This is a genomic window from Candidatus Symbiopectobacterium endolongispinus (assembly GCF_018777385.1).
GTDB lineage: Bacteria > Pseudomonadota > Gammaproteobacteria > Enterobacterales > Enterobacteriaceae > Symbiopectobacterium > Symbiopectobacterium endolongispinus.
Genome location: NZ_JAFJYB010000002.1, coordinates 845,620 through 869,646 on the forward strand (window position 1 = coordinate 845,620; position 24,027 = coordinate 869,646).

A 24,027-nucleotide genomic window follows, 5' to 3' on the forward strand; every position below is an offset into this window, starting at 1 on the left:
CGGAGGGCCAACCAGGGCATGAACACATTAATCCGAATGACGGTGCTTGCTGCCGCATTGCTCGCAGGCGTGAGCGTGGCTAAAGAAGCACCTGTCTCGCGCAGTGAGATGATCACGCGTGCAGATCAGATTCCCCAACTGCATCAGGAACTTCAGCATGCAACCGAGAGCGATCGCATTACATTGCGTTTCTTACGCTCGCACTACCGGCAGATAGCGCTCGATGAACAATTTTCCGAGAAAATTTTCAACCGCTATCTCAACATGCTGGACTACAGCCATAACGTGCTGTTGGCCTCCGATATCGCCGAATTTGCCAATCAAAAAGGGCAGTTTGGCGAAGACCTGAAAGGCGGCAAACTGGACGTGCCCTATGCGCTCTACAATCTGGCGCAAAAACGCCGTTTCGAGCGCTTGCAATATGCCCTCTCCGTATTGGAGAAACCCATTGATCTCACAGGAACAGACACCATTGAGTTGGATCGCAGCAAATCGCCGTGGCCACAAAATGTCGGTGAGCTGAACCGCCTGTGGGATGACAAAGTGAAATATGACTGGCTGACGTTAAAACTCACCGGTAAAGATGATAAAGAGATCAAGGAAACGCTCACCAAGCGTTACCAGTTTGCCATCCGTCGTCTGGCGCAGAGCAACAGTGAAGACGTTTTTCAACTGGTGATGAATGCGTTTGCGCGAGAAATGGATCCCCATACCAGCTATTTATCACCGCGTAATACGGAACAGTTTAACACTGACATGAGCCTTTCTCTGGAAGGTATTGGCGCAGTGTTGCAAATGGATGATGATTACACGGTCATCAACTCCATGGTGGCGGGTGGCCCGGCGGCAAAAAGTAAAAGTATTACCGTTGGCGATCGCATTGTCGGCGTCGGACAAAACGGCAAACCGATGGTAGAAGTGATCGGTTGGCGGCTTGATGACGTGGTGGCGTTGATTAAAGGCCCCAAAGGCAGCAAGGTGCGACTTGAAATCTTGCCTGGTGGCAAAGGCACCAAAACCAAAACCGTCACCTTGACCCGTGAGCGTATTCGTCTGGAAGATCGCGCGGTGAAAATGTCGGTTAAAACCGTGGGCAAAGAGACCATCGGGGTGCTAGATATTCCCAGTTTTTACGTGGGCTTGACGGATGACGTCAAAGTGCAATTGCAAAAGCTGGAAAAACAGAATGTCAGCAGCATTGTGATTGACCTGCGTGGCAACGGTGGCGGTGCGCTGACTGAAGCGGTAGGGCTTTCCGGTCTGCTCATTCCCAGCGGCCCTGTGGTGCAAATCCGTGACAATAACGGCAAGGTGCGTGAAGACAGCGATACCGATGGCGTGGTCTACTATAAAGGTCCACTGGTCGTGCTGGTCGATCGTTTCAGTGCGTCGGCATCAGAGATTTTCGCTGCCGCCATGCAGGACTATGGCCGTGCATTGATTGTGGGTGAACCAACCTTTGGTAAAGGCACGGTGCAACAGTATCGCTCCTTGAACCGTATTTACGATCAGATGCTGCATCCGGCGTGGCCGGGATTAGGTTCCGTCTCCTACACCATTCAGAAGTTCTACCGTATTGATGGCGGCAGCACGCAGTTGCGCGGTGTCACGCCGGATATTTTGATGCCAACAGGCACAGAGGCAGTTGAAACCGGTGAGAAATTTGAAGATAACGCCTTGGTCTGGGACAGCATCAATGCGGCACGCTATGGCAAGCTGGGGGATCTGAAATCCTATATCAGTGCGCTGAAAGAGCAGCACCAGTCGCGTATTGCCAAAGATCCTGAGTTCCAATATATCATTCAGGATGTTGCCCGTTACAACGCCAATAAAGAGAAACGTAATATCGTTTCCCTTAATTACGCACAGCGTGAAAAAGAGAATAACGACGACGAAGCATTACGTTTGAATCGTCTTAACGAACGTTTCAAACGCGAAGGTAAAAAACCGCTGAAATCTCTGGATGATTTACCCAAGGATTATAAGGCTCCGGATGCCTATCTGGAAGAAACGGTGCATATTGCCAGCGATCTGTCGCACAGCGTGAAATAGCCTCACGCCAAGCAGTACAGCCCCCTGTCAGCCTAACGGTTGACAGGGGGCTTTTTTTATCGTTTTCTGATGCTTTTATTCACCGTTGAAGCAGGAATGAGCGATATTTAATTTTTGTTTGATATGCATCAAGTAAACTTATAATATGCATCTATCATTGATAATCGTTATTAATTTGTTTGTCTTCTGAGCATTTACAGCAATTATTCCGCGTGAATTCACACAAGGGTTCTGCAGTTTCTCTTTAAGAGACCAACTATGACGCCAGATCTACACACTCTTCTTGATATTCCCCTCAATGTCAGCGCCGTGGTTGCGCGAATTCGTCTCAGCGGCGAGTACCATCAACGTTTAATGGAGTTAGGTATTCGCGTCGGGAGCGAAGTTCTGGTTATTCAGCGTGAAGTAAACCAGCCGTTGATGCTGGCTGCGGGCGATGGTCGTATCGCGATTAATTGGGATATGGGTAAGCAGGTTTGGGTGGCACCGCAGGTTACACAAGGTTGATGCCATCGGGCAGCAACAAGGTGGCATAACGAGACGGCAATTCAACTAGGAGTGGTATTCATGACAGAGGCCGTATTTCCCGTAGGCAGTTCTTGGCGTGTGCAAGGTTATCAAAAAGGTTCGGCAGATTACCGCAAGCGCTTGCTGGCTTTAGGGGTTACACCGAGCGTGACCTTCACGGTCACCCGGATAGCGCCGTTGGGTGATCCTATCGAATTGCGTTTGCGCGGTGCTGCTATCAGCGTACGCAAGAGCGAAGCACAGATATTGATCCTGGAACCGTGCTGATTTTCAGGATCTGATGAGTTGCCAGGTATGTGGATTGCGAGGCATGCCTGCCTGATTAAAGCTCATTCGAGTAAGGAACCGTTATGGTCGCACATCCCGTCATTGGTGTTGTTGGCAACCCCAATTGTGGCAAAACCACCATGTTCAACCTGCTGACAGGGGGGAAACAAACGGTGGGGAATTGGCCCGCCAGGTGTCACCGTCGAGAAAAAGGTCGGTCAGTTCCTCTACAAAGGCCAACGCTTCACGCTGGTCGATCTTCCCGGCGTTTACTCGCTCAATCCGGCCTCGGAAAGTGCTGAGGATGAGCGCGTCGCGCGTGATTATATACTCTCCGGTGAAGCACATTTGGTACTGAACATTCTTGATGCGGCCAACCTTGAGCGCAACCTGTATCTGACGGCGCAGTTGCTGGACATGAATGTGCCAATGATCGTTGCGGTTAACATGATGGACATCGCTTCTTCGCGCAAGCTTGAGATCGATATCGCCGCTCTGCAAAATCGGCTAGGGGTGCCCCGTTATCCCCATCACCGCCAGCCAAAACAAAGGGATTGATGTGTTTCGCCAGGTTTGACTGTCAGCGCTGGCGGACATTCGTTCCCCCAACGTTGAAGTGCCTTACGATGCGCCACTTAAAAATGCTGCGGTGCAAATGGCGTTGCGTTTAACGGATATTCCAAGCGTAACGCATCCGTATTGGTTGGCGCTGCAATTGCTGGAAGGGGATAGCACCGTTCGTTCTCGCTTACCCGCACCGTTGTTGGCAGAGATGGATGCACAGGTTGCCACGCTCACAGAAACCTATGACGATGAACTGGATATCTTTCTTGCCGATGGGCGCTATCAGTTTGTCTCCTCAATCGCTAATCAGGTGGTGATCCGCCGCCGCAATGTCTCCGCGACGCTCACCGATAAAATTGACCGAGTGGTACTGCATCGCTTTTTCGGCATTCCGATCTTCCTGTTGGTGATGTATCTGATGTTTATCTTCACCATCAAGGTGGGGAGTGCGTTTATCAACTTTTTCGATCAGTTTGTCGGCGCGCTGCTGGTGGATGGATTAGGAACGCTGCTGCGCGCTATTGGCACGCCTGAGTGGCTGGCGACGCTGGTGGCTGATGGCATTGGCTGGGGGATCCAAACGGTTTCCACCTTTATTCCGGTTATCGGTTGCCTCTATCTGTTCCTCTCCTATCTTGAAGATTCCGGGTACATGGCGCGTGCGGCGTTTGTTATGGACCGCTTCATGCGCAGCATTGGGCTTCCGGGGAAAGCGTTCGTGCCCTTGATTGTCGGCTTTGGTTGTAATGTGCCCGCTGTTATGGCCACGCGTACCATGGAGAAGCACAGCGATCGCATCGTCACGGTGATGATGGCCCCCTTTATGTCGTGCGGAGCGCGCTTACCCGTCTATGTGCTGTTTGCGACGGCATTGTTCACCAGCGGTGGGCAAAACTTGGTATTCGGACTCTATCTGGTGGGTATTTTTGCCGCTATCGCCACTGGTTTTATGCTGAAAAATACTGCGTTACAAGGCGATGCCTCTGCGTTCGTCATGGAGATTCCGCCATACCATTTGCCAGGATTGCGCAGCGTGCTAATTCGTACCTGGGATCGGCTTAAGGGTTTTATTCTGCGTGCAGGCAAACTGATTGTCGTGGTCGTTACCGTGCTCAGCTTTTTCAACTCCATGGGTACCGACGGTTCGTTTGGTAATCAGGACAGTGATAAATCAGTGCTTTCTTCCATCGGCCAGAAAATTGTTCCGGTGTTCGCGCCGATGGGGATAAAAGCAGAAAACTGGCCTGCTGCTGTCGGTGTTTTTACCGGTATTTTTGCCAAAGAAGCGGTGGTGGGTACACTGGATTCACTGTATGGCGCGATGGCTGACAGCCAATCAGGTGAGCAGGAAGAGGACGCACCGTTTAATCTGGGCGAAAGCGTTGTTGCCGCACTGGCAACCATTCCAGAGAATTTTGCCAAACTTGGTGGAGAGCTCCTCGATCCGCTGGGCATCAATGTTGGTGATTTAAGCGATACCGCCGCCGTAGCGGAACAGAATGAATTTTCCGTCTCATCGCTGGATATCATTGCGCACCTGTTCGATGGCCGCTTAGGCGCGGTGGTCTACTTACTGATGGTCTTGCTGTATGTTCCTTGCGTCGCGGCATTGTCAGCTATCTGGCGCGAAATGGACACGACATGGAGCGTTGTTCTGTTTTGTATGGACGATAGAGCTGGGCTACGGTGCTGCGGTACTGGTGTATCAAGCGGGGCGGTTTGCTAACCATCCCCTTTATTCTGCCTCTGCCATCGGTGCTGTGCTGGCCGTGTGGGCGATTACCTTATTTTTCCTGAGCCGCAATGGCAATCTGAGGCAGCAATCTGCGGTGGTGCGTGCAGCGTAAACCCATGGCCGTGCGAATCAGGGGGACGAAATGACACTGATTGAACTGCGCAATTTCGTGAAGCAAAGACAACGCGTTTCGTTGCAAGAGATCAGCCAACGCTTCCATGTCGAAACTGGTGTGGTTGAAGGCATGATAGCTATCTGGGTCCAGAAGGGAAAAATTAGCAGTCACGAAAATGCCAGTGGCGGTTGTAGTGGCTGCTGTTCCTGCGAGAAAGGGCTGCGGTTTTACTACGAGTGGGTAGGGTAACAATTCATCATAAAGGGCTAGCCGCGCTATGCGGCTAGCCCTTGCGCATTAACGGCCGGCTTTCAGCTGTTGAAAATAGTTTTCATACAGCGTGCTGGCGCTGCCAACATCGTTTTGCCATTCCCCTTTCTGAATGGTTTCTTCATCAGGGTAGAGGGTCTTGTCATTTGCCACCTCAGCAGGCAGTAATTTTTTCGCTGCCAGATTGGGCGTCGGGTAACCTATGGTTTCGGCAACCTTTGCTGCCACATCCGGGCGCAACAAGAAGTCGATGAGCTTCATGGCACCCTCTTTGTTCTTGGCGTTGGCGGGGATTGCCAAACTGTCCATCCAGAAAATGCCACCTTCTTTTGGCCAGATAACGTCGAGCGGTGTTCCTGACTGGCTGGCAACGTAAGCGGAGCCGTTCCAGATCATACCCAGATTGACTTCACCTTCGATAAACGGATTCCCGGGGTTATCGGAGTTAAAGGCCAGCACGTTCGGCATCAGCGTCTTTAATTCGTTATACGCAGCTTCGATCTCTTTCGGATCGGTGGTATTAGCCGAGTAGCCGAGTTTGCGTAACGCAATCTGGAACACTTCACTGGCATCGTCGGTCAGCAACAGACTGCCCTTATACTTCGCATCCCAAAAATCACCCCAGCCGGTCACTGTTGCCGGGTCGATGGCATCACGGTTGATGCCGATAGCGGTGGCTCCCCAGATGTAGGGAATGGAGTATTTGTTGTTCGGGTCGAAGGATTTGTGCAGCAGACTAGGATCAAGATTGTGGAAATTGCTCAGTTTGCTGGTATCAATCTTTTGCAGCATCCCTTCTTTGCTCATTTTGGACACGAAATAGGTCGAAGGCACCACCAAATCATAAGCACCATCCTGATAGGTCTTCAGCTTGGCATACATGCTTTCGTTGGATTCGTAGGTGGAGTAAATTACCTTGATGCCTGTTTCCTTGGTGAACTGTTCCAGCAAACCGGGGGACATACTCTGTCCAGTTGTAGAAATGGATCGTCTTTTTATCCTTCGCATTGGCGGCATTCAGGCTGAGTGCCATGGCGCACGCGGCCAGCAGGTAGGGCAATTTTTTCACAATAAACCTCCTTAACGTCCCAAAGGTTGGAATGATGATTTTTTGGTGCGATCCCGCAGTATTAACTGACTGCTAAGTATCAGCAGTAACGATAACAACATCAAAATGGTGGCCAGCGCGTTGACTTCAGGTGAGACACCCACTTTGACCATGGAATAGATTTTCAGCGGCAAGATTTCATAAGAAGGACCCGTGACAAAGGATGATACCACCACATCATCCATGGACAGGGTGAAGCTCAGCAGCCAGCGGCAACGGCAGGCATCGCAAGGGGCAGAATAATCTTGCGTAGTATGATGATTTCACTGGCCCCTAAATCTCGAGCGGCTTCCAGCATTCGAATATCAAACCCTTTCAAACGCGAATACACCGTGACCACGACAAACGGCAGGCAGAACGTAATGTGCGAAAACAGCAGCGACCAGAATCCGAGCGAAATCCCGAGCAGCATAAACAGTACCAGCAGGGAGATAGCCATGACGATATCTGGCGACATCATCACCACAAACAGCATGCCGCTGACAAAGGGCTTACCGCGAAAGTGATAACGGTAAAGTGCCACGGCGGTTAGCTAGCCGATCGCCGTGGCAAACGTGGCGGAAAATACCGCCATCGTCAGTGAATGGCTGGCAGCCTGGAGCAGACTGTCGTTGTTTAACGGCAGGTGATACCACTCAAGGGTAAATACTTGCCAGTTAATGCCAAAACGCGCCTGATTAAATGAATTCACAATCAGAATCAGGATCGGAATATACAGATAGGCGTAGATCAGGCTCATAAAGCCGCCGCGCAATAAACGTCCCATCATTCCAGATCCACCTTTTTATTCAATAAACGGGCTGCGCGGTAGTACACAAACAGCACCAGGCCCATAACCAACGTCAGACAAATGCTGGTGGCCGCGCCAAAGGGCCAATCGCGAATATTCAGGAATTGGCTCTTTATCACGTTGCCAATTAGCAGGTTTTTCGCACCTCCCATCAGGTCAGCCACGAAAAATAGCCCCATCGCAGGCAGCAGTACCAGCAGGCAGCCCGCAATAATGCCGGGCATGGTCAGCGGGATCACAATGCGTATGAACTACTGCCACTTGTTGGCCCCCAGATCCCGCGCCGCTTCCAGATACGCGTTGTCGAGTTTTTCAATGCTGGAGTAAAGTGGCAACACCATGAACGGCAGCAGGATATAGACCAGACCTAACACCACCGCCTGTGAGGTGTACATAATGCGCAGCGGATCGTCGATAATCCCAGTCCATAACAGAAACTCGTTTAGGTAGCCTCGCGTGCTCCGGAAAATTTTCAATCCGTAGATACGAATCAACGAGTTGGTCCAGAACGGGACGATCAGTGGGAACAGTAGCAGCGGTCGTATTTTTTCCGGCATCCGCGCCAGGATGAAGGCAAAATGGTAGCCAATCAGCAGGCAGCATAACGTAGCGATGACCGCCATATTTAACGAATGCAGCAGCACCGAAGCGTACAGGGGATCGCTCAGCCGCGTATAGTTTTCCAGCGTGAACACCATGGTGATCAAGTTGGCATCATCGCGCGTCAAAAAGCTGGTGCCAATGATCATTAGGTTAGGAATGAACACAAACAGCATCAGCCAGGCAACGATGATGGTAATTATGATGTTTTGAAAACGTTTACGCGGTGGCTTCATCGTGCAGCACGACCTCCCAGCTCTCTACCCAGGTGATAGCCACCTTTTGGTTGAGTGAGTGATCGACATCGGGGTCATCTTCATTGAAGAACTCGCTGACCATCACCATTTTTCCGTTCTCCAGCTCAATGGTGGAGTCAAGCGTCATGCCCTTGTAGTTGCGTTCACGCACATAACCGATCATGCCTTCGACTGCACTGTCGTCATTAATTTCCTCTACGCGCAAATCTTCGGGGCGCAGCAGGACTTTTAATGATTGCCCTATGCTCACCGGAAAATTGACAGTGATAGGGCAGGCGCGGCCTTCAACCATAGCCTGAACGCGACTCCCCTGTTCGGGGGCGATTACGGTGGCATCAAAAATGTTGATTTCACCAATAAAACTGGCAACGAACAGATTACAGGGTTCTTCGTAGATTTCTCGTGGTGTACCGTCTTGTTCAATTTTGCCGTCGCGCATCACCACGATGCGGTCTGACATGGTGAGCGCTTCTTCCTGATCGTGCGTAACAAAGATGAAGGTAATACCCAGCTTACGTTGCAGTGCTTTCAGTTCGTTTTGCATCTGCTTACGCAGCTTGTAATCCAGAGCGGAAAGCGATTCATCCAGCAATAATACCTTGGGCTTGTTCACCACGGCGCGGGCAATGGCGACACGCTGTTGCTGCCCACCAGACAGCTGATGCGGGCGACGCGTTGCAAACTCGTCAAACTGAACCATTTTCAAGGCGTCCATGACGCAAGGTGCGATCTCGGCAGACGGTGTTTTCTGCATTTTCAACCCGAAGGCGACATTGTCAAACACGCTAAGATGAGGAAATAGCGCATAGCTCTGAAATACCGTATTGACGTAGCGCTGTTCGGCGGGCTGATGGGTAATGTCCTGCTGCTCAAGTAAAATGGCGCCGTTATCGACATTTTCCAATCCGGCAATCAAACGCAGTACCGTGGTTTTTCTACAGCCGGAAGGGCCAAGAATGGTCAAGAACTCACCGTGATTAATGGTGAGATCGAAATGGGAGATGATGTCTTTGCCATCAAATCCTTTACGTACATCGCGCAGTTCAACAACCGGCACTGATGCGGAAGAAAGGTTTTCATTCATGGTGGTCTGGCTCAGTTTCCATCGTTGGTGCATGCATAGTATGTAAAGCGCCGTATGACCAGGGTTATCACCTTTGCGTGTATAGCGTCGTTAGGGGGCATTCTACGGGAAACCCCAGTGTACGCCAACTTATACGCGCACTCTTGCAACGAAGAAAGCCCGTTAATCATGAGATTAGCGATTCCGGTGTACCCCATGAGCGCTGAGATAAGAAGTTGTAATTATTATGTGCTGTTGACGTTAAAAAATGCGACCGTGGCGCGAACAAAATAGCAGCGTAACGCCCTGGTTTTATGAATCCAATGATTTGTCCGTCCGCAAAAGGCGGTTTTGATGCATTCGGTGGCTAAGATGGTAAAAACTGACCTGACGCAATATTTGCCGGGAAAGCCATCAGCATAATATCCATCAGGGTTCAGGGGGCTGAAATATGGAAAAATTACTCGATCGTTTTTTAAATTATGTCACTTTTGATACGCAGTCTAAGCCGGACGTAAGGCATGTGCCGAGCACGGAGGGTCAACTCAAGTTGGCGTGCGCCTTGCAGCAGGAACTGATAATATCAGGTTACCCTGAGCGAGCATGGCTGTGTCATGGCGACACTAGCCTCTAATGTGGCATGGCAAGTGCCTACCATCGGTTTTATTTCTCATATGGATACCTCGCCGGATTACAGTGGGAAGAATGTGAACCCTCAGATCCTGGAAGATTACCGCGGTGGCGATATTGCACTCGGTATCGGGGATGAAATCTTGTCGCCCGTGATGTTCCCGGTGCTGCATCAACTGCTGGGTAACACCCTCATCACGACGGATGGCAAAACCTTGCTGGGTGCTGACGATAAAGCCGGTATTGCGGAAATTATTACGGCGATGGTACGGCTTAAACACCAGCAAACGCCACATGGTACGGTGCGCATTGCGTTCACCCCTGATGAAGAAATTGGTAAAGGTGCGCAATTCTTTGACGTTGCTGCCTTTGGCGCGCAGTGGGCTTATACCGTCGATGGCGGTGGTGTGGGTGAACTCGAATATTGAAAACTTCAACGCGGCATCCGTTGGCATCAAGATTGTGGGTAACAACGTCCATCCCGGTAGTGCCAAAGGGGTTATGGTCAACGCGTTAGCGTTGGCCGCGCGTTACCATCAGGAAGTACCCGCGCAGGAAGTGCCGGAGCAGACTGACGGTTATCAAGGTTTCTATCATCTGCACAGTATGAAAGGCACGGTAGAACGTGCTGAAATGCACTATATTGTGCGTAACTTCGAAAAGCACGGTTTTGAACTGCGTAAAAAGATGCTGTTTGATATTGCTGAAAAAGTGGGGCTTGGGCTGCCACCAGATTGCTACATAGAGGTGACCATTACCGACACCTACTACAATATGCGTGAACAGGTTGAACAGCATCCGCACGTGATCAGTTGGCACAGCAAGCGATGCGGGATTGCGATATTGAACCTTGTCTCAAGCCTATTCGTGGTGGCACGGATGGCGCTCACCTTTCCTTCCAGGGGTTGCCTTGCCCTAATCTGTTTACCGGCGGCTATAACTTTCATGGTAAACATGAATTTATCACGCTGGAAGGCATGGAAAAGGCCGTGTCGGTGATTATGCGCATTGCTGAGTTGACGGCATTGCGTGCAAAAGCGTTATAACGCCATTAAATAGGGAATGTTGCTTTGATGCTGGGAAGAATGCCCAGCATCATGTTTAGCTATCACAACAAGCTTTATTACATCGAGTTTACGCATTCCTGATGGTTCGTTTTCAATTGCACGGAACCATGCGCATAAGAAAATGAAGTAAGAATGCTTGATACTATATGATCACCAACGCTGTTCCTTTCTTTAATGAAAGATAGATCCGTTGGGGTCTCTTTAATGCAGTCATAAAGCTTGGGTAATAGAGTGAGCCGGAAAGCAGCAACAAGCAATTGTGTTTTATTGAACATTGACGTTGTGCTATCGTCCGCGCTCTGATAAGCATCAGAATAAAACTCCAGGATAATTGAAAAGAGTTTTTTCTCCTTGGGTTCCATTGTGTCGATTCTTTCATAGAGAATTTCGGCGGCTTTGTTTGGTTTTTTCATCATTTGTGATAGTACGTTTTCATTAATTGGGTTAATTTTTGAAAAACTATGCTTTAGAACATAAACCAAAGTATCTCTATGTGTTTTATCAATATTGAGAGAGCATTCATCAATATTAACTAATGCAGCGTCATTTTCGATTTTATTACCTAATATCCTGAATAATCCATCACATTCAGTACTTCTTTTTTGAGCACTGTCTTTACTATAACAGTTCTTCAATTTCTCGACTATTTTGTTAATCGTATCTTCCAGATATTTTTGTTTTGGAGTATAGACTGTTTTTCTTAAGGGCTTGCCTCCTTGATTTATCGTACTGTCATCGTCAGATGTCTTTCTCGACAACTGACGATAAAGAAAGGATGTGTTTTGGTGTAAGGTGGGAGATTGCGCGGGGTGACCGTTTTCACCAGGCGGTATTGAATACTGAGTACTGCCGGGTTGGACAGGTTTAGGGGCGTCATTTTGCAATTTAACTTCTAAAGAAACTGCATCTAAAAGAATGTAGGAAAGTAATGATTCCGCCGCAGCATCCATTTTGCTTGAATCAGGCTTACCTTCAGGAGTGAAGCTGATTTCATCTTCAGTTAAAATGTTACGCTCAATGGCTAAATGTATTCTGCAAAATTGTGAAAAAGCTTCAGTACTGATCGTTTTCCAAGACGTCTCTCCCTGTTGCGTTGTAACAATGAGTGTTGTCATTTGTTTTTCTTTGGTGTTTTTATCATTGCTTTCGAAAATGATCTTGTTGTTTAAATACTCAAATTCAATATGATGTGGAATATGATAGGAGTTATTTCTATTGTGTGTTTTTTGGATCTCATGTAATAGATTAGACGTAAAGCCTGTGGTGAATTTTTTGTAATCATCATCCTTGTTTTTTTTAAAAAAGCCGAGGGTGATGATATCTATGATTTTGGCCAAGAAGCAATTTAGGCAAGAAGGCGTTAGCGCCACATTCCCGCTTACATGGTTTTGAATGTACTGGGCGACATGGTCCGTACCTGATGTGATATGCATTGAATTACTCATAACGCTCCCTTCAGTTATAAATAAAGCTAAATTGGTTATTTTATTATAAGGTTGTAAGAGTGATGATGAATACACTGTTCACCTTGTATTGCGGTAGGTATATTACAGCTTTAAGGACTTTTTTATTTTTATAGGTGAATTTCAGTTAGATGTTGATACAGTAGTAATAAACGTGTTGTTGATGGGAGAAATGTGAGGTTTATGTCGATACCGGTCATTAAAAATGACCGGTATCAACTGAGGATAAAAGTATTATTTAATCCATAAAAAACCAATAGCCGCTGTTAATGAACACCGTCAATTTTGCCAGGAAGGAAGGATCTTCCAATGCTTCACCCAACACACTGCCTTCAAACGTAAACTGTTCTGACAGGGCGAGTGCAGCGCTATGGTGTGGGGTCTCGAGGCACTCACCGTTGACAAAGCACTGCTCTGCCACGCAGAGCACGCGTAATCCGTTTTAACCGGCGTAAAGCAGTCCCTTGCTGAAGTAATTCGTAAACTTCACCGGGTTGATACGGCGGCTCCGGCGGCGCGATATCCAGCTCATGACGTGATTGCGTAATAAATTCACCAAACCTGCGCTGGAAGTGTTCCGGTCGCTGCACCAGATCCAGCATCATTTTTTGCAGTGCATCCAGCTCTTGTGGCAATACCGTGGCCGGATGTTCACGTTCAGGGATATCGGGATCGCTATAACGATAGCTCCCCAATTCACGAGCCAGTACATAATCGGCAAAGCCACTGACCAGTTCGCGCCCGTTAGGCGAACGAAAGCCGACCGAATAGTTGAGCGCATTCTCCAATGAATAGCCTTCATGGGGAAAGCCAGGCGGAATATAGAGAATATCGCCTGGAGACATCAGCTCATCAATAATCGGCTCGAACGGATCAACCTGGAGAAGATCCGGGTGAGGGCAGTACTGCTTCATGGGGATCTTTTCCCCGACGCACCAGCGGCGCTGACCGGTTCCCTGAATGATGAAGACGTCATATTGGTCGATATGCGGCCCTACGCCGCCGCCCGGTACAGAGAATGAGATCATCAAATCATCGGTACGCCAGTCGGGAATATGACGAAACGGGCGCATCAGTGCCGCTGAGGCGTCATGCCAATGGTCGACGGCCTGTACCAGCAAGGACCGGTTGTGTTCACCTAAATGGTCAAAGTTGTCGAAAGGACCGTGGCTGACGTGCCATTTACCTGCATCGTGGCTGACTAAACGGCTGTCAACTTCGTTTTCCATTGCCAGCCCGGCAAGTTCATCGGGCGATATGGGATCGATGAAATCGGTAAAACCCTGTTTGATCACCACAGGGCGTTTTTGCCAGTAATTCGCCATGAAAGATGGCCAATCGAGATTCAGTTGATAATCCATACCATGTGTTCCAACAAAGGGGGGGCTGTAAGAGTATAACCATTTCAGCGTCGGAGTTGCAGCACAGAGCGGTTGTGTGATGACAACAAGGCCGAGGTTAATCAGGATGTGGATGCTGGCGGCCAAAAATGGTTTCAACGCGGGCACCACCAAGGACACTGTCGGTGATGATAATTTCCCCTTCGTATTGCTCGATAATATCCAGCGCGACAGAGAGTCCAATACCCTGACCGGGGCGCAGCGTATCCGCTCGTTGACCACGTTGGAAAATCATTTCACGTTGGCTGCGTAGTATGCCGGGGCCATCATCGTCGATCAGTAAATGCAGGCGATGGTCCGAATACTGTGCGCTTACTTCAACAAACTCAAGGCTGTATTTGCAGGCGTTGTCGAGCACGTTACCCAGCACTTCCATAAAGTCGTTTTTCTCGCCGACAAAGGTCAATTCCGGGGAAATATCCAATGTGATGACGACGCCTTTACGTTGATACACTTTGTTCAGTGCGGAGCACAGGCCATCAAGCAATGCCGGAACGGAGTGCACTTCACGCAGCAGCAGGTTGTGTTCATAACGCATACTCGCGCGATGCAGGTAGTAGCCTATCTGTTGTGAGATACGACTGATTTGCGCCAGCATCACCGGTTCTACCTGCTCGATATGTACTTCTTTATCCGTGCGCAGCGCACGTAATGTGGTTTGAAGCACGGCAAGAGGCGTTTTTAGGCTATGCGTTAGATCAGTTAGCGCCGTGCGGTATTTTTGATAACGCTTACGTTCGTTGTTGAGCAGAATATTGAGGTTGCGTACCAGGCTATAAAGCTCGCGTGGTGGATTCTCATCAAGCTGTTCACGGGTGCCATTTTCCAAATCGGCAACCTGTTCCGCCAGCGTCTTGATCGGGTGCAAGCTCCAGTGGGCGGCGAGCCAGAGCAAAGGCAGTACCAGCAGTAAATTGGCGATAAAAACATAGCTAAACCACTCCCAGACCATATCTGCCTGTTGCAGTTCCTGGGGGATTTTATCAATCACGACAATGGTCAGCGCAGGCAGACTTTCTGTGGCCGGGTAGGTATTGACGGCGATGGAGTGGGTAAACGGTGTTTCTTCAACCTTGCAGCTAAAGCGGGTCAGCTTACTGAGGACCTGAGCATCGCCTTTGAGTACCGCGCTGCTGGTCTGGGTGTTGGTATCAAGTTCGTGGTAATCAGTTTTTGTCAGCCACTCGGGTTTGATCAGCGCTTCAAGTTCCGGTACTTCACGTTCGCGCCAGAGAATTTTGCCGTCCTGATCGTAAATCAGCACCAGCGTGGGATAGCTTATATCCATGTCAGACGGCATGGTGACGCTAAGCTGATGGTCCTTCCACTGCGCCAGACGGTAAAACAGGTTGCTTTCACCGCGCAGCGAACGGAATGACGTTTTATCGAAACTTACGCTATAGCCAATAATAGCGACGGCCCCATAAGACAACGACAGGGCCAGCACTATAGCGACAGCAGCAAGCAGAAAACGGACACGTAAGGAGAATGGCAGTCTTTTTACAATTACACGCATAGCTATGAAGAGGCGACCAAATCAAAACGATAGCCTTGGCCTCGTACGGTAGTGATGATGTCGGCATAATACACCAGTTGCAATTTTTTGCGCAGACGTCCCATCAATACATCAATAGTGTGGCTTTCACGCAATTCTACATCAGGATAAAGTTGCAGCATTAGTGACTCCTTGCTGACCACCTTACCGTTGTTACGAATCAGCGTTTCAATAATCGTGTATTCAAATGCCGTGAGCTTAATCGGCGTACCCGCCACCATTAATTCACGACGCGACAGATCAATTTCGAACGGCGGTAAACTGATTAACTGTGAAGCCAGGCCGCTGTTACGTCGCATCAGCGCCTGCATTCTGGCAACGACTTCCTCAAGATGAAAGGGTTTCGTTACATAGTCATCAGCACCGGCTTCAAGTACGGCGACTTTATCCTGCCAACTTTCTAGTGCTGTCAGCACCAGAATGGGCAGCTTCACTTGCTGATTGCGCCAACGGCGAATCAGCGTCATACCATCTTCAACGGGCAATCCCAAGTCCAGAATAGCGATATCAGGGGCATGTTCATGCAGGAAATAATCTGCTTCTTTAGCATCGGCAGCCGCATCAACCTGATGGCCCATTTCTTTCATCTGAACGGTGAGGTGATGGCGCAGCAACACATTATCTTCAACAACCAGTACGCGCATGACTTTATCCTTCATTGAACTAGACGATCCGGGCTATGCCTCCTAATTCTAACAAAAAAAGCAGAATTGAGCATTGGCGGTGGCGATGTGAATTATCCACAATCGCAGTAAACTAAATGTAAACAAACGTCGAGGTAATGGAGAAAAAACCTAACGCGAATCAATAATCAATCGCAAAGTAGGTACGGGGGGCGGTTCCCCCCCACCCGTACTTACACGTTATTTTAACGTGTCTACCAGCGTCACCGCGTGACCAATGTAGGTTGACGGCGTCATAGATTTTAGGCGTGTTTTTTCTTCTTCAGGCAGTTCTAGGTCGTCAATAAATGCCTGGATGCCTGCACCGTCAACGCGTTTTCCACGTGTCAGTTCTTTCAGTTTCTCGTAAGGCTTCTCAATACCATAACGGCGCATGACCGTTTGGATAGGTTCTGCCAGAACTTCCCAGTTGTTGTCCAGTTCATCCAGCAGACGGTCGCGGTTCACTTCCAGTTTGCTGATGCCCTTCAGTGTCGCTTGATAAGCGATTAACGCATAACCGATACCCACACCTAAATTACGAAGTACGGTGGAATCGGTCAAATCACGCTGCCAGCGCGACACCGGCAATTTGGTTGCCAAATGGCTCAGTACGGCATTGGCCAGTCCCAGATTGCCTTCGGAGTTTTCGAAGTCGATAGGGTTCACCTTGTGCGGCATTGTGGAAGAACCAATTTCACCAGCGATGGTTTTCTGCTTGAAGTGATTCAGTGCGATATAACCCCAGATATCCCGATCGAAATCGATCAGAATGGTATTGAAGCGGGCTACGCAGTCAAACAGTTCCGCGATGTAGTCGTGCGGTTCAATCTGTGTGGTGTAGGGATTCCACTGAATACCCAGCGAGGTGACGAAGCTTTCGCTGAATGTGTGCCAGTCCATCGTAGGATAAGCGGCCAAATGGGCGTTGTAGTTACCCACTGCGCCATTGATTTTGCCAAGAATTTCGACCTGTTGCAGTTGGCGATATTGGCGTTCCATGCGGTAAACCACATTAGCAAACTCTTTGCCGATGGTCGATGGTGTTGCGGGCTGGCCGTGAGTGCGGCAGAGCAGGGGAATGTCGCGATACTGCTGTGCCAACGTTTTAAGGACATCAATAATTTGACGCCAGAACGGCAGAATGACATCACGGCGTGCGCAATCCAGCATCAAGGCGTGAGATAGGTTGTTAATATCTTCTGACGTACAGGCGAAATGGATAAATTCATTGACCGCATGCAGGCTTGGGACCGCAGCGACTTTTTCCTTCAGAAAATACTCGACCGCTTTAACATCATGATTGGTCGTGCGTTCGATGGTTTTGATACGCGCGGCGTCAGTTTCATTGAATTCTGCGACAATTTTATCAAGGAAAGCGTTTGCGTCGGCGTCAAATGCAGGAACTTCCTTGATTTCTGCACAGGCTGCCAATTTTTGCAGCCAGCGGACTTCAACCTGCACACGAAATTTCAGTAAACCAAATTCACTGAAAATAGCGCGTAACGTGCTGACTTTATCACCGTAGCGACCATCAATCGGGGACACGGCGGTCAGTGAGGATAATTCCATCGCAAGCAACTCCTGGGGTGTATTTATCAAAGTATAGGTTTAACAACACATAAATTAAAAACGATAGCATCAGCAACGTTTAGGCGTTGTGATGATGCATGGGTGGCCTCAGCGCCGTTTATTTATGTCGCAAGCGGCCGCCCATGGATTAGCAACGGGCCAGAATCTGTTTGGCTTTTTTTACCAAACGAGCACGAGAAAACATCAGCTGCAAACGTCCACCGCCGACCTGTTGCCACAGCACAGCCGCACGGATACCCGCCAGCAGCGCGGCGCGCACTTTGGCCTGCACTTGTGCATTTTTCAGCACTTCCGGGGAACCGGTTACCTGAATTCGTGGGCCCAGTGCGCTGATGACATCGACATAAATGCCAGCCAGAGCACTGATAATCGTCTCTGACATCAGCTCAAAATGTTCGAGTTGGCGTGATAGTTGGCTGATACGGTTACCCAATTCGTCGAGCGCTGCGCTATTACCGCTTAACTTGCGCTCAAGGGCAATCAAACTAAAGGCATAGCGGGATAATTCTGCGCCTACGCCCTTGGCGCTGCTGTTTAAAATTCCCAGCAAGGTTTCCAATCCGACCTTTACGTTACGCTCATCGCCACCGAATACTGCCACGGTAGAGCCGGGATTCATATCCAACAGGCTGTTGAGTGAGGTTTGCAGTACGTCATTATCGCAGTGACCATGGTGCGCCAGTTGTTGAACCAGATGGGAAGATTGGCAAACGCCCGCCAGAGCCAGCGTGATGTCCTGATAATTTTTAGCCACAGGCTACTCCTGTACTCGTTCTTCGATAATGCCACCGCCAAGACAAACCTCTCCCTGATAAAACGCCGCAGATTGACCCGGTGTGACGGCAGCAACCGGTGCATCAAAACGAACGCTGATGCGTTCGCTATCCAGCGGGGTTACCGTACAGGGAATATCTTCCTGGCGATATCGCGTTTTCACGACACAGCGGAAAGGTTCAAGGCGCGGTTGGCGATCGACCCAATGCAGCTGTTGCGCGATAAGTCCCTGTGACATCAGGCGTGGATGATTGTGTCCTTGCGCAACATACAGAATATTATTCGCGACGTCTTTATCAACCACATACCAGGGATCTTCGCTGCCCTCTTTGACACCGCCGATGCCTAGTCCTTTGCGCTGTCCCAGAGTGTGGTACATCAAGCCCTGATGCTGCCCCATGGGTTTGCCGTCATCGACAGACAGGATAGGTCCCGGCTGTGCAGGCAAGTAGCGCGCCAGAAAATCTCGGAATTTGCGTTCACCGATAAAACAGATACCGGTGGAATCTTTCTTTTGCGCGGTTGCCAGACCAAGGTGTTCTGCGATACAACGCACTTCAGGTTTTTCCAGTTCTCCCACCGGGAACAGGCTTTGTGAAATTTGCTGGTGGCTAAGTGTGTAAAGGAAATAACTTTGATCTTTGTTGCGGTCTTTTCCGCGCAACAAACGCGTGGCACAGCCGCTGTCATGGCGGCGAACATAGTGGCCGGTAGCGATATGGTCGGCCCCGAGATCTTCAGCGGCAAACTCCAAAAACGCTTTGAATTTTATCTCTTTGTTACACAGGATATCAGGGTTGGGTGTGCGGCCTGCTCGGTATTCCGCCAGAAAATGTTCAAAAACATTATCCCAATATTCCGCAGCAAAATTGACGGTGTGCAGCACAATGCCCAATTTGTCGCATACGGCTTGTGCATCGGCCAGATCGGTGGCGGTAGAGCAATACTCTGTGTCATCGTCTTCCTCCCAGTTCTTCATGAACAGGCCTTCAACCTGATAGCCCTGTTGCTGTAACAGGTAGGCGGAAACGGAAGAATCGACACCGCCGGACATCCCGACAATGATTTTTTTCTGGCTGTTATCTGACATCGGCGTCTCACGAACTGAAGTGTTGACGCGCAGCTCAAAGGACTTCAACGCGTCAGCATGAAAAACAAGCGACATATTTTATCATGATGTTGCCCGGGCTGCATGGCTAATCCTGCGCATTGGGCATTTCAAAAGGCCAGTTAAAGGCTCCCAGCAAGCTGAGGGGGTAGCGTTCTGTCGTCTGATAGCAGCGAATACTTTCTGCCACCAGCGGCGATCGCAGCTGTGTGGAATGCAGAATTTCCTCGGCGCTGAGCCAGTGACAGCAACTGATATCGCTGTCATGTGGGGTGGTTGGAAGTCTTGCAGGGAGATCAATGGCGAAGCAAAAACGCAGAAACGTGGTTTGGTCGGGGGCAATTCATTGGTGAAGACGTAAAAAAGCCTGCGGTGCTGCATTGATGCCGGTTTCTTCCCACAGTTCACGTCGAGCCGCCTGTATCAATGTTTCGTTAGCCTCAAGGTGCCCTGCGGGCTGGTTCCAGGTTGCTTTACCGCGAATCTCTTCTTCAACGATTAAAAAATGGCTTTCAGCCTGTACCACACAGGCCACGGTAACATGCGGTTTAAACATCGAGAATCTCTCTACAGGTGCCAGGCGATAAATGATCCAGTGTCTGATTGGCCATACCGTAGCGTATTAAGCGTAGGGTTGGGTAGCCTATGTGCGCTGTCATGCGACGAACCTGACGGTTTCGCCCCTCATACAGCGAGATTTTTAGTCAACTGTCTGAAACGGTTTTTCTTTCGCGAATTGGTGGCACGCGTGCCCATAGCCACTCCGGGGGAGCAACAATTTCTGCGCCTGCAGGCAATGTCTTGCCATCTTTAAACTGCAAGCCACTACGAAATTGCTGCAAATCTGTCTCTGTCGGGGTGCCTTCTACCTGAACATAATAGATTTTCGCGGTTTTTTTTCCGGTTGAGTGAGTCGGGCTTGCAGTTTTCCGTCATTAGTGAGAATCATTAGACCCTCGCTATCACGATCCAACCGTCCTGCGGCATAAATATCTGGGAAAGGGATATAGTCTTTCAGGGTGGTGCGGCCTGCTTCATCGGTAAACTGCGGAAGCACGTCAAAAGGTTTGTTGAACAGAACGGCGCGGCGCAGTGGAAACCGCGCGTTTACGCGAAGTTTGCGAGCTGAATCGCTTAAGGTTGTGATTTTTAACCGAGAATTTATTCATCATCTTTATAGCCGAGAGCTACAAAGGCATTATACTCGAAATGGTTTGCGATTGGCGCGGGCAAAATATTCAAGTAGTATTGACGCGCATCTTACAAATCATTAACAAAACTGCGCTCGAAGGAGAGGTTAATGGAAAGCAAAGTAGTTGTACCAACAGACGGGCAAAAAATCACTGTTGATGCCCAAGGTAAGCTGAACGTTCCTAATAATCCGATCACCCCCTTTATCGAAGGCGACGGTATCGGCGTGGATGTGACTCCTGCGATGATCAATGTTGTTAATGCCGCAGTGAAAAAAGCTTATGACGGCAAACGCGCTATCTCATGGATGGAGATCTACACCGGTGAAAAATCCACCCAAGTGTATGGCAGCGACGTCTGGTTGCCGGAAGAGACGCTGGATTTGATTCGTGATTACCGTGTCGCTATCAAAGGTCCATTGACTACGCCTGTCGGCGGCGGTATCCGTTCTCTGAACGTTGCTTTGCGTCAACAACTGGATCTCTATATTTGCCTGCGCCCGGTTCGTTATTATGAAGGTACACCAAGCCCGGTTAAACAGCCTGAGCTGACTGACATGGTGATCTTCCGTGAAAACTCCGAAGACATTTATGCGGGTATCGAGTGGAAAGCCGGTACCGCTGAAGCAGACAAAGTAATCAAATTCCTGCGTGACGAGATTGGTGTGAGCAAGATCCGCTTCCCGCAACAGTGCGGTATTGGTATCAAGCCATGCTCTGAAGAGGGTACAAAGCGTCTGGTGCGTGCCGCCATTGAGTACGCCATCGTCAACGATCGTGAATCTGTGACGTTGGTTCACAAGGGCAACATCATGAAATTCACCGAAGGCGCGTTTAAGGACTGGGGCTACCAACTGGCACGCGACGAATTCGGCGGTGAGCTGATCGACGGTGGACCGTGGGTTAAAATCAAGAACCCGAACAGCGGCAAAGACATTATCATCAAAGATGTGATTACCGATGCGTTCCTGCAACAGATTCTGCTGCGTCCAGCGGAGTACGACGTTATCGCTTGTATGAACCTTAACGGTGACTACATTTCTGATGCGTTGGCTGCTCAGGTCGGCGGTATCGGTATCGCGCCCGGTGCCAACATTGGTGATGAATGCGCGCTTTTCGAAGCGACGCACGGTACAGCGCCGAAATATGCCGGTCAGGATAAAGTGAATCCCGGTTCAGTGATTCTTTCCGCGGAAATGATGCTGCGTCACATGCACTGGTTCGAAGCGGCCGACCTGATTGTTAAGGGTATGGAAGGGGCGATCAAGAACAAGACCGTGACCTACGATTTCGAACGTCAGCTGGAAGGTGCTAAGCTGCGGAAATGTAGCGAGTTTGCTCAGGACATTATAGATAACATGTAATCCGCTATTAAGCGTGGGTTAATAATGGGGGCCAGTTCCGGCCCCTTATTTTTTGCGCTAAAAACCTTTCCCCAAAACGGCACGCGCTATTGTCGAGCATTTGAAAATTGAGGTTCGTGAAACCCTGCAGGTGGTTCAACTAAAAATCCAGCAGGATATGAGCAGGTTGGAAAGGATATTGGGCAATTTGTTGATTAGCGTTTCAAGGTGCTCCTTGCCAAAGAAACAGGCCATGGTGGCGGATGGACACGAGCCATAACGGGGCGCAGAAGATGATAGAGAAATTTTCATGGGCAACGCCAATAGGTTACCGGCCTGAAATCGAGTATACCGAAACCGTACGAAAAGTGCAGTTTGGTGATGGATAAGGTGTCAGGAGAAGGGCTAAACAGTGTGAATATCAGTTTTCCGTATTCTTATTGTGGAAAGGTTTAAGTAGCGATAGCAATCTGCGATTTTCTCCGATGCCACCGCACGGTGAAATGGGACTGTATTTATCTGTCGCAGACTCGATAAGGTTTGCGTCAATTAGCAAAACACAAGGAAGAGTTTCTGCAACGTTTGAACAGGATTTTTCACCTTAATACAACAACACTCTTTTATAAGTAACATTCGAATTTTATGTCTTGTTATATTTAAGCATTCACCGTAGACCCTTTCAGTTGCTGGTGCTAGGATGTTTTCTAAGTGACTACTTAGGGATAACAACATGAAAAAGATATTTTTTTGCTATTGGCAATTTGTTTTTTAAATGGTTGTGCTACACAACCACCCCTAAAAAAGTAACACAATCAGGAAAGCCAGAAGGGATTTATAAAAATAAAACAAAAGAATCAGTAAAAGATGCATTGGTTGGGTTCTGCAATCGAAATGGAATGATGGTCTATGATTCTAAGGACTCGTCTGTGACTTGTGGTGAAGAGAGAACGGATGCTGCAGGTATTCTTGTTCAGGCAATGATAGGTAATTCTCATTCAACAACACCAGTGCAGAAAATTCTTTTTACGATAGGTAAGCAAGATAATGATGTGAGAGTTTGGGCTGATATGTGGATAGAGACCCAAATGGCAATGGGGCAGGTTAATAAAGCACAGCTCAAAAATAATAATGCAAAAAATGCTATGTAAGATACGCTCGATAAATTAAATCCGTAGTCCTTTTTTAAAAAGAGCTCAGCTTCAATGCTGGGCTTTTTTATTTCAGAGATAAAAATATGTCATTAGATACCGACTCCCAAAAACTGGAGCCGGGCGATCGCGTGCGCCTGTATGAAGTAGATTGCACCGCATTCGGTGGCCCGGAACTGTATTTCCACAATTATCCGATCCTGCAAACGGTTATCAGGATGTTATTGAAGCCGTCAATGATAACAAGTTGGTTAAACGTTACGGAATCAAGCAGGCCGAAGTGACGGTGATTGGTTGTATTCGCCAGACGGAGGCGATACGCCGTGGTAAATGGAGTTTGCACACCAATGATGCGGACAGGGCCATTGCATACACAATGGGGCTGGGTGGCGATATTTCGGTGCCTGACTCGATTGTGGGGGTAGCTGATTCGTTACTTGTCTTGCCAATAGGTCAGCTTGGAGTGCTTACAGATCGAGATGAAAGCGATGTATAGTAAACTGAAAAAACAGAAAGAGGTTTGGCTGAAAAGGTTGGATATCCGTATACAAAAGATTTTTGGAGTCCAAAAGTTTTAGGAGAAAAAATATCTTTAGGTGGCAAGGGAAATAAAGCGTTGCATAAGCAACGATTATTATGAAGCATGTGTTTATATTTAACGTTAGGTAGATTTATACGTTTTGTATAGGAGTGTTGTCGAAGCGCTTGATTAACTCGATAATGACGCGACTATCGCATTTTGGGG

General features: G+C 48.9%; 18 protein-coding genes and 7 pseudogenes. 12 read left to right on the forward strand and 13 right to left on the reverse strand.

All coding sequences use genetic code 11. The features are described from left to right. The first annotated feature begins 18 nt into the window (after positions 1-18). The 8 genes from prc (at position 19) to JZM30_RS10875 (ending at position 5,510) form a co-directional block, all read left to right on the forward strand. A complete protein-coding gene (gene prc, locus JZM30_RS10840) occupies positions 19-2,052 on the forward strand; it encodes a carboxy terminal-processing peptidase (protein ID WP_252318688.1) in 2,034 nt (677 codons plus the stop codon). A gap of 258 nt (positions 2,053-2,310) precedes the next feature. Beyond that, a complete protein-coding gene (locus JZM30_RS10845) occupies positions 2,311-2,559 on the forward strand; it encodes a FeoA family protein (protein ID WP_252318689.1) in 249 nt (82 codons plus the stop codon). Positions 2,560-2,619: 60 nt separating this feature from the next. After that, complete coding sequence (locus JZM30_RS10850) at positions 2,620-2,847, forward strand: FeoA family protein (protein WP_252318690.1); 228 nt, start codon at positions 2,620-2,622, stop codon at positions 2,845-2,847. A gap of 83 nt (positions 2,848-2,930) precedes the next feature. After that, positions 2,931-3,149, forward strand: coding sequence for a FeoB small GTPase domain-containing protein (locus JZM30_RS10855; protein WP_286673529.1), 219 nt, complete (start codon positions 2,931-2,933; stop codon positions 3,147-3,149). After that, on the forward strand, positions 3,097-3,405 hold the full coding sequence (locus JZM30_RS10860) for a FeoB small GTPase domain-containing protein (RefSeq protein WP_252318832.1): 309 nt from the start codon (positions 3,097-3,099) through the stop codon (positions 3,403-3,405). Before JZM30_RS10855 ends, JZM30_RS10860 begins: the two co-directional genes overlap by 53 nt. Before the next feature lie 97 nt (positions 3,406-3,502). Further along, positions 3,503-5,137, forward strand: a complete 1,635-nt coding sequence (feoB, locus tag JZM30_RS10865; RefSeq protein ID WP_252318692.1) for a ferrous iron transport protein B — start codon at positions 3,503-3,505, stop codon at positions 5,135-5,137. After that, complete coding sequence (locus JZM30_RS10870; protein WP_252318694.1) at positions 5,112-5,258, forward strand: hypothetical protein; 147 nt, start codon at positions 5,112-5,114, stop codon at positions 5,256-5,258. Before feoB ends, JZM30_RS10870 begins: the two co-directional genes overlap by 26 nt. Before the next feature lie 30 nt (positions 5,259-5,288). After that, on the forward strand, positions 5,289-5,510 hold the full coding sequence (locus JZM30_RS10875) for a FeoC-like transcriptional regulator (protein WP_252318695.1): 222 nt from the start codon (positions 5,289-5,291) through the stop codon (positions 5,508-5,510). 48 nt (positions 5,511-5,558) lie between these two features. Here JZM30_RS10875 and potD read toward each other — a convergent pair. The 4 genes and pseudogenes from potD to potA form a co-directional block, all read right to left on the reverse strand. Further along, positions 5,559-6,564, reverse strand: a pseudogene (gene potD, locus JZM30_RS10880) (spermidine/putrescine ABC transporter substrate-binding protein PotD). 47 nt (positions 6,565-6,611) lie between these two features. Further along, positions 6,612-7,408: pseudogene (potC, locus tag JZM30_RS10885) on the reverse strand (spermidine/putrescine ABC transporter permease PotC). Beyond that, positions 7,405-8,265 (reverse strand): annotated as a pseudogene (gene potB / locus JZM30_RS10890) (spermidine/putrescine ABC transporter permease PotB). Before potB ends, potC begins: the two co-directional pseudogenes overlap by 4 nt. Further along, entirely contained in the window at positions 8,249-9,370 is a 1,122-nt protein-coding gene (gene potA, locus JZM30_RS10895; protein WP_438801489.1) for a spermidine/putrescine ABC transporter ATP-binding protein PotA, read from the reverse strand. The pseudogene potB and the gene potA overlap by 17 nt, the downstream one beginning before the upstream one ends. Before the next feature lie 430 nt (positions 9,371-9,800). Between potA and pepT the strand changes: the two are divergent. Then, positions 9,801-11,025, forward strand: a pseudogene (gene pepT, locus JZM30_RS10900) (peptidase T). Positions 11,026-11,102: 77 nt separating this feature from the next. On the opposite strand, the gene JZM30_RS10905 reads toward pepT, so the two are convergent. The 9 genes and pseudogenes from JZM30_RS10905 to rluE all read right to left on the reverse strand — a co-directional run bounded on the left by JZM30_RS10905 (position 11,103) and on the right by rluE (position 20,770). Next, positions 11,103-12,491, reverse strand: a complete 1,389-nt coding sequence (locus tag JZM30_RS10905) for a hypothetical protein (RefSeq protein ID WP_252318696.1) — start codon at positions 12,489-12,491, stop codon at positions 11,103-11,105. 256 nt (positions 12,492-12,747) lie between these two features. Beyond that, positions 12,748-13,870, reverse strand: a pseudogene (locus JZM30_RS10910) (ribosomal protein uL16 3-hydroxylase). Positions 13,871-13,967: 97 nt separating this feature from the next. Further along, positions 13,968-15,425: a two-component system sensor histidine kinase PhoQ gene (gene phoQ / locus JZM30_RS10915; RefSeq protein ID WP_252318697.1), complete on the reverse strand. Its 1,458-nt coding sequence runs from the start codon at positions 15,423-15,425 to the stop codon at positions 13,968-13,970. Between the two features lie 2 nt (positions 15,426-15,427). Next, the gene (gene phoP / locus JZM30_RS10920; protein ID WP_252318698.1) at positions 15,428-16,108 is read right to left on the reverse strand and encodes a two-component system response regulator PhoP; all 681 of its coding nucleotides are present in this window, start codon (positions 16,106-16,108) and stop codon (positions 15,428-15,430) included. 219 nt (positions 16,109-16,327) lie between these two features. Then, entirely contained in the window at positions 16,328-17,698 is a 1,371-nt protein-coding gene (gene purB / locus JZM30_RS10925; RefSeq protein WP_252318699.1) for an adenylosuccinate lyase, read from the reverse strand. A 148-nt stretch (positions 17,699-17,846) separates the two neighbouring features. Further along, positions 17,847-18,473: a high frequency lysogenization protein HflD gene (gene hflD / locus JZM30_RS10930; RefSeq protein ID WP_252318700.1), complete on the reverse strand. Its 627-nt coding sequence runs from the start codon at positions 18,471-18,473 to the stop codon at positions 17,847-17,849. Positions 18,474-18,476: 3 nt separating this feature from the next. Beyond that, a complete protein-coding gene (gene mnmA, locus JZM30_RS10935) occupies positions 18,477-19,583 on the reverse strand; it encodes a tRNA 2-thiouridine(34) synthase MnmA (RefSeq protein ID WP_252318834.1) in 1,107 nt (368 codons plus the stop codon). 106 nt (positions 19,584-19,689) lie between these two features. Continuing rightward, positions 19,690-20,157, reverse strand: a pseudogene (locus JZM30_RS10940) (NUDIX hydrolase). Beyond that, positions 20,150-20,770, reverse strand: a pseudogene (rluE, locus tag JZM30_RS10945) (23S rRNA pseudouridine(2457) synthase RluE). The pseudogenes JZM30_RS10940 and rluE overlap by 8 nt, the downstream one beginning before the upstream one ends. Before the next feature lie 131 nt (positions 20,771-20,901). Here rluE and icd point away from each other — a divergent pair. From icd to JZM30_RS10960, 3 genes are all read left to right on the forward strand, one after another. Beyond that, the gene (icd, locus tag JZM30_RS10950; protein ID WP_252318701.1) at positions 20,902-22,155 is read left to right on the forward strand and encodes an NADP-dependent isocitrate dehydrogenase; all 1,254 of its coding nucleotides are present in this window, start codon (positions 20,902-20,904) and stop codon (positions 22,153-22,155) included. A gap of 740 nt (positions 22,156-22,895) precedes the next feature. Continuing rightward, positions 22,896-23,282, forward strand: coding sequence for a hypothetical protein (locus JZM30_RS10955; RefSeq protein ID WP_252318702.1), 387 nt, complete (start codon positions 22,896-22,898; stop codon positions 23,280-23,282). Positions 23,283-23,433: 151 nt separating this feature from the next. After that, the gene (locus JZM30_RS10960; protein ID WP_252318703.1) at positions 23,434-23,778 is read left to right on the forward strand and encodes a hypothetical protein; all 345 of its coding nucleotides are present in this window, start codon (positions 23,434-23,436) and stop codon (positions 23,776-23,778) included. The last annotated feature ends 249 nt before the right edge of the window (positions 23,779-24,027 follow it).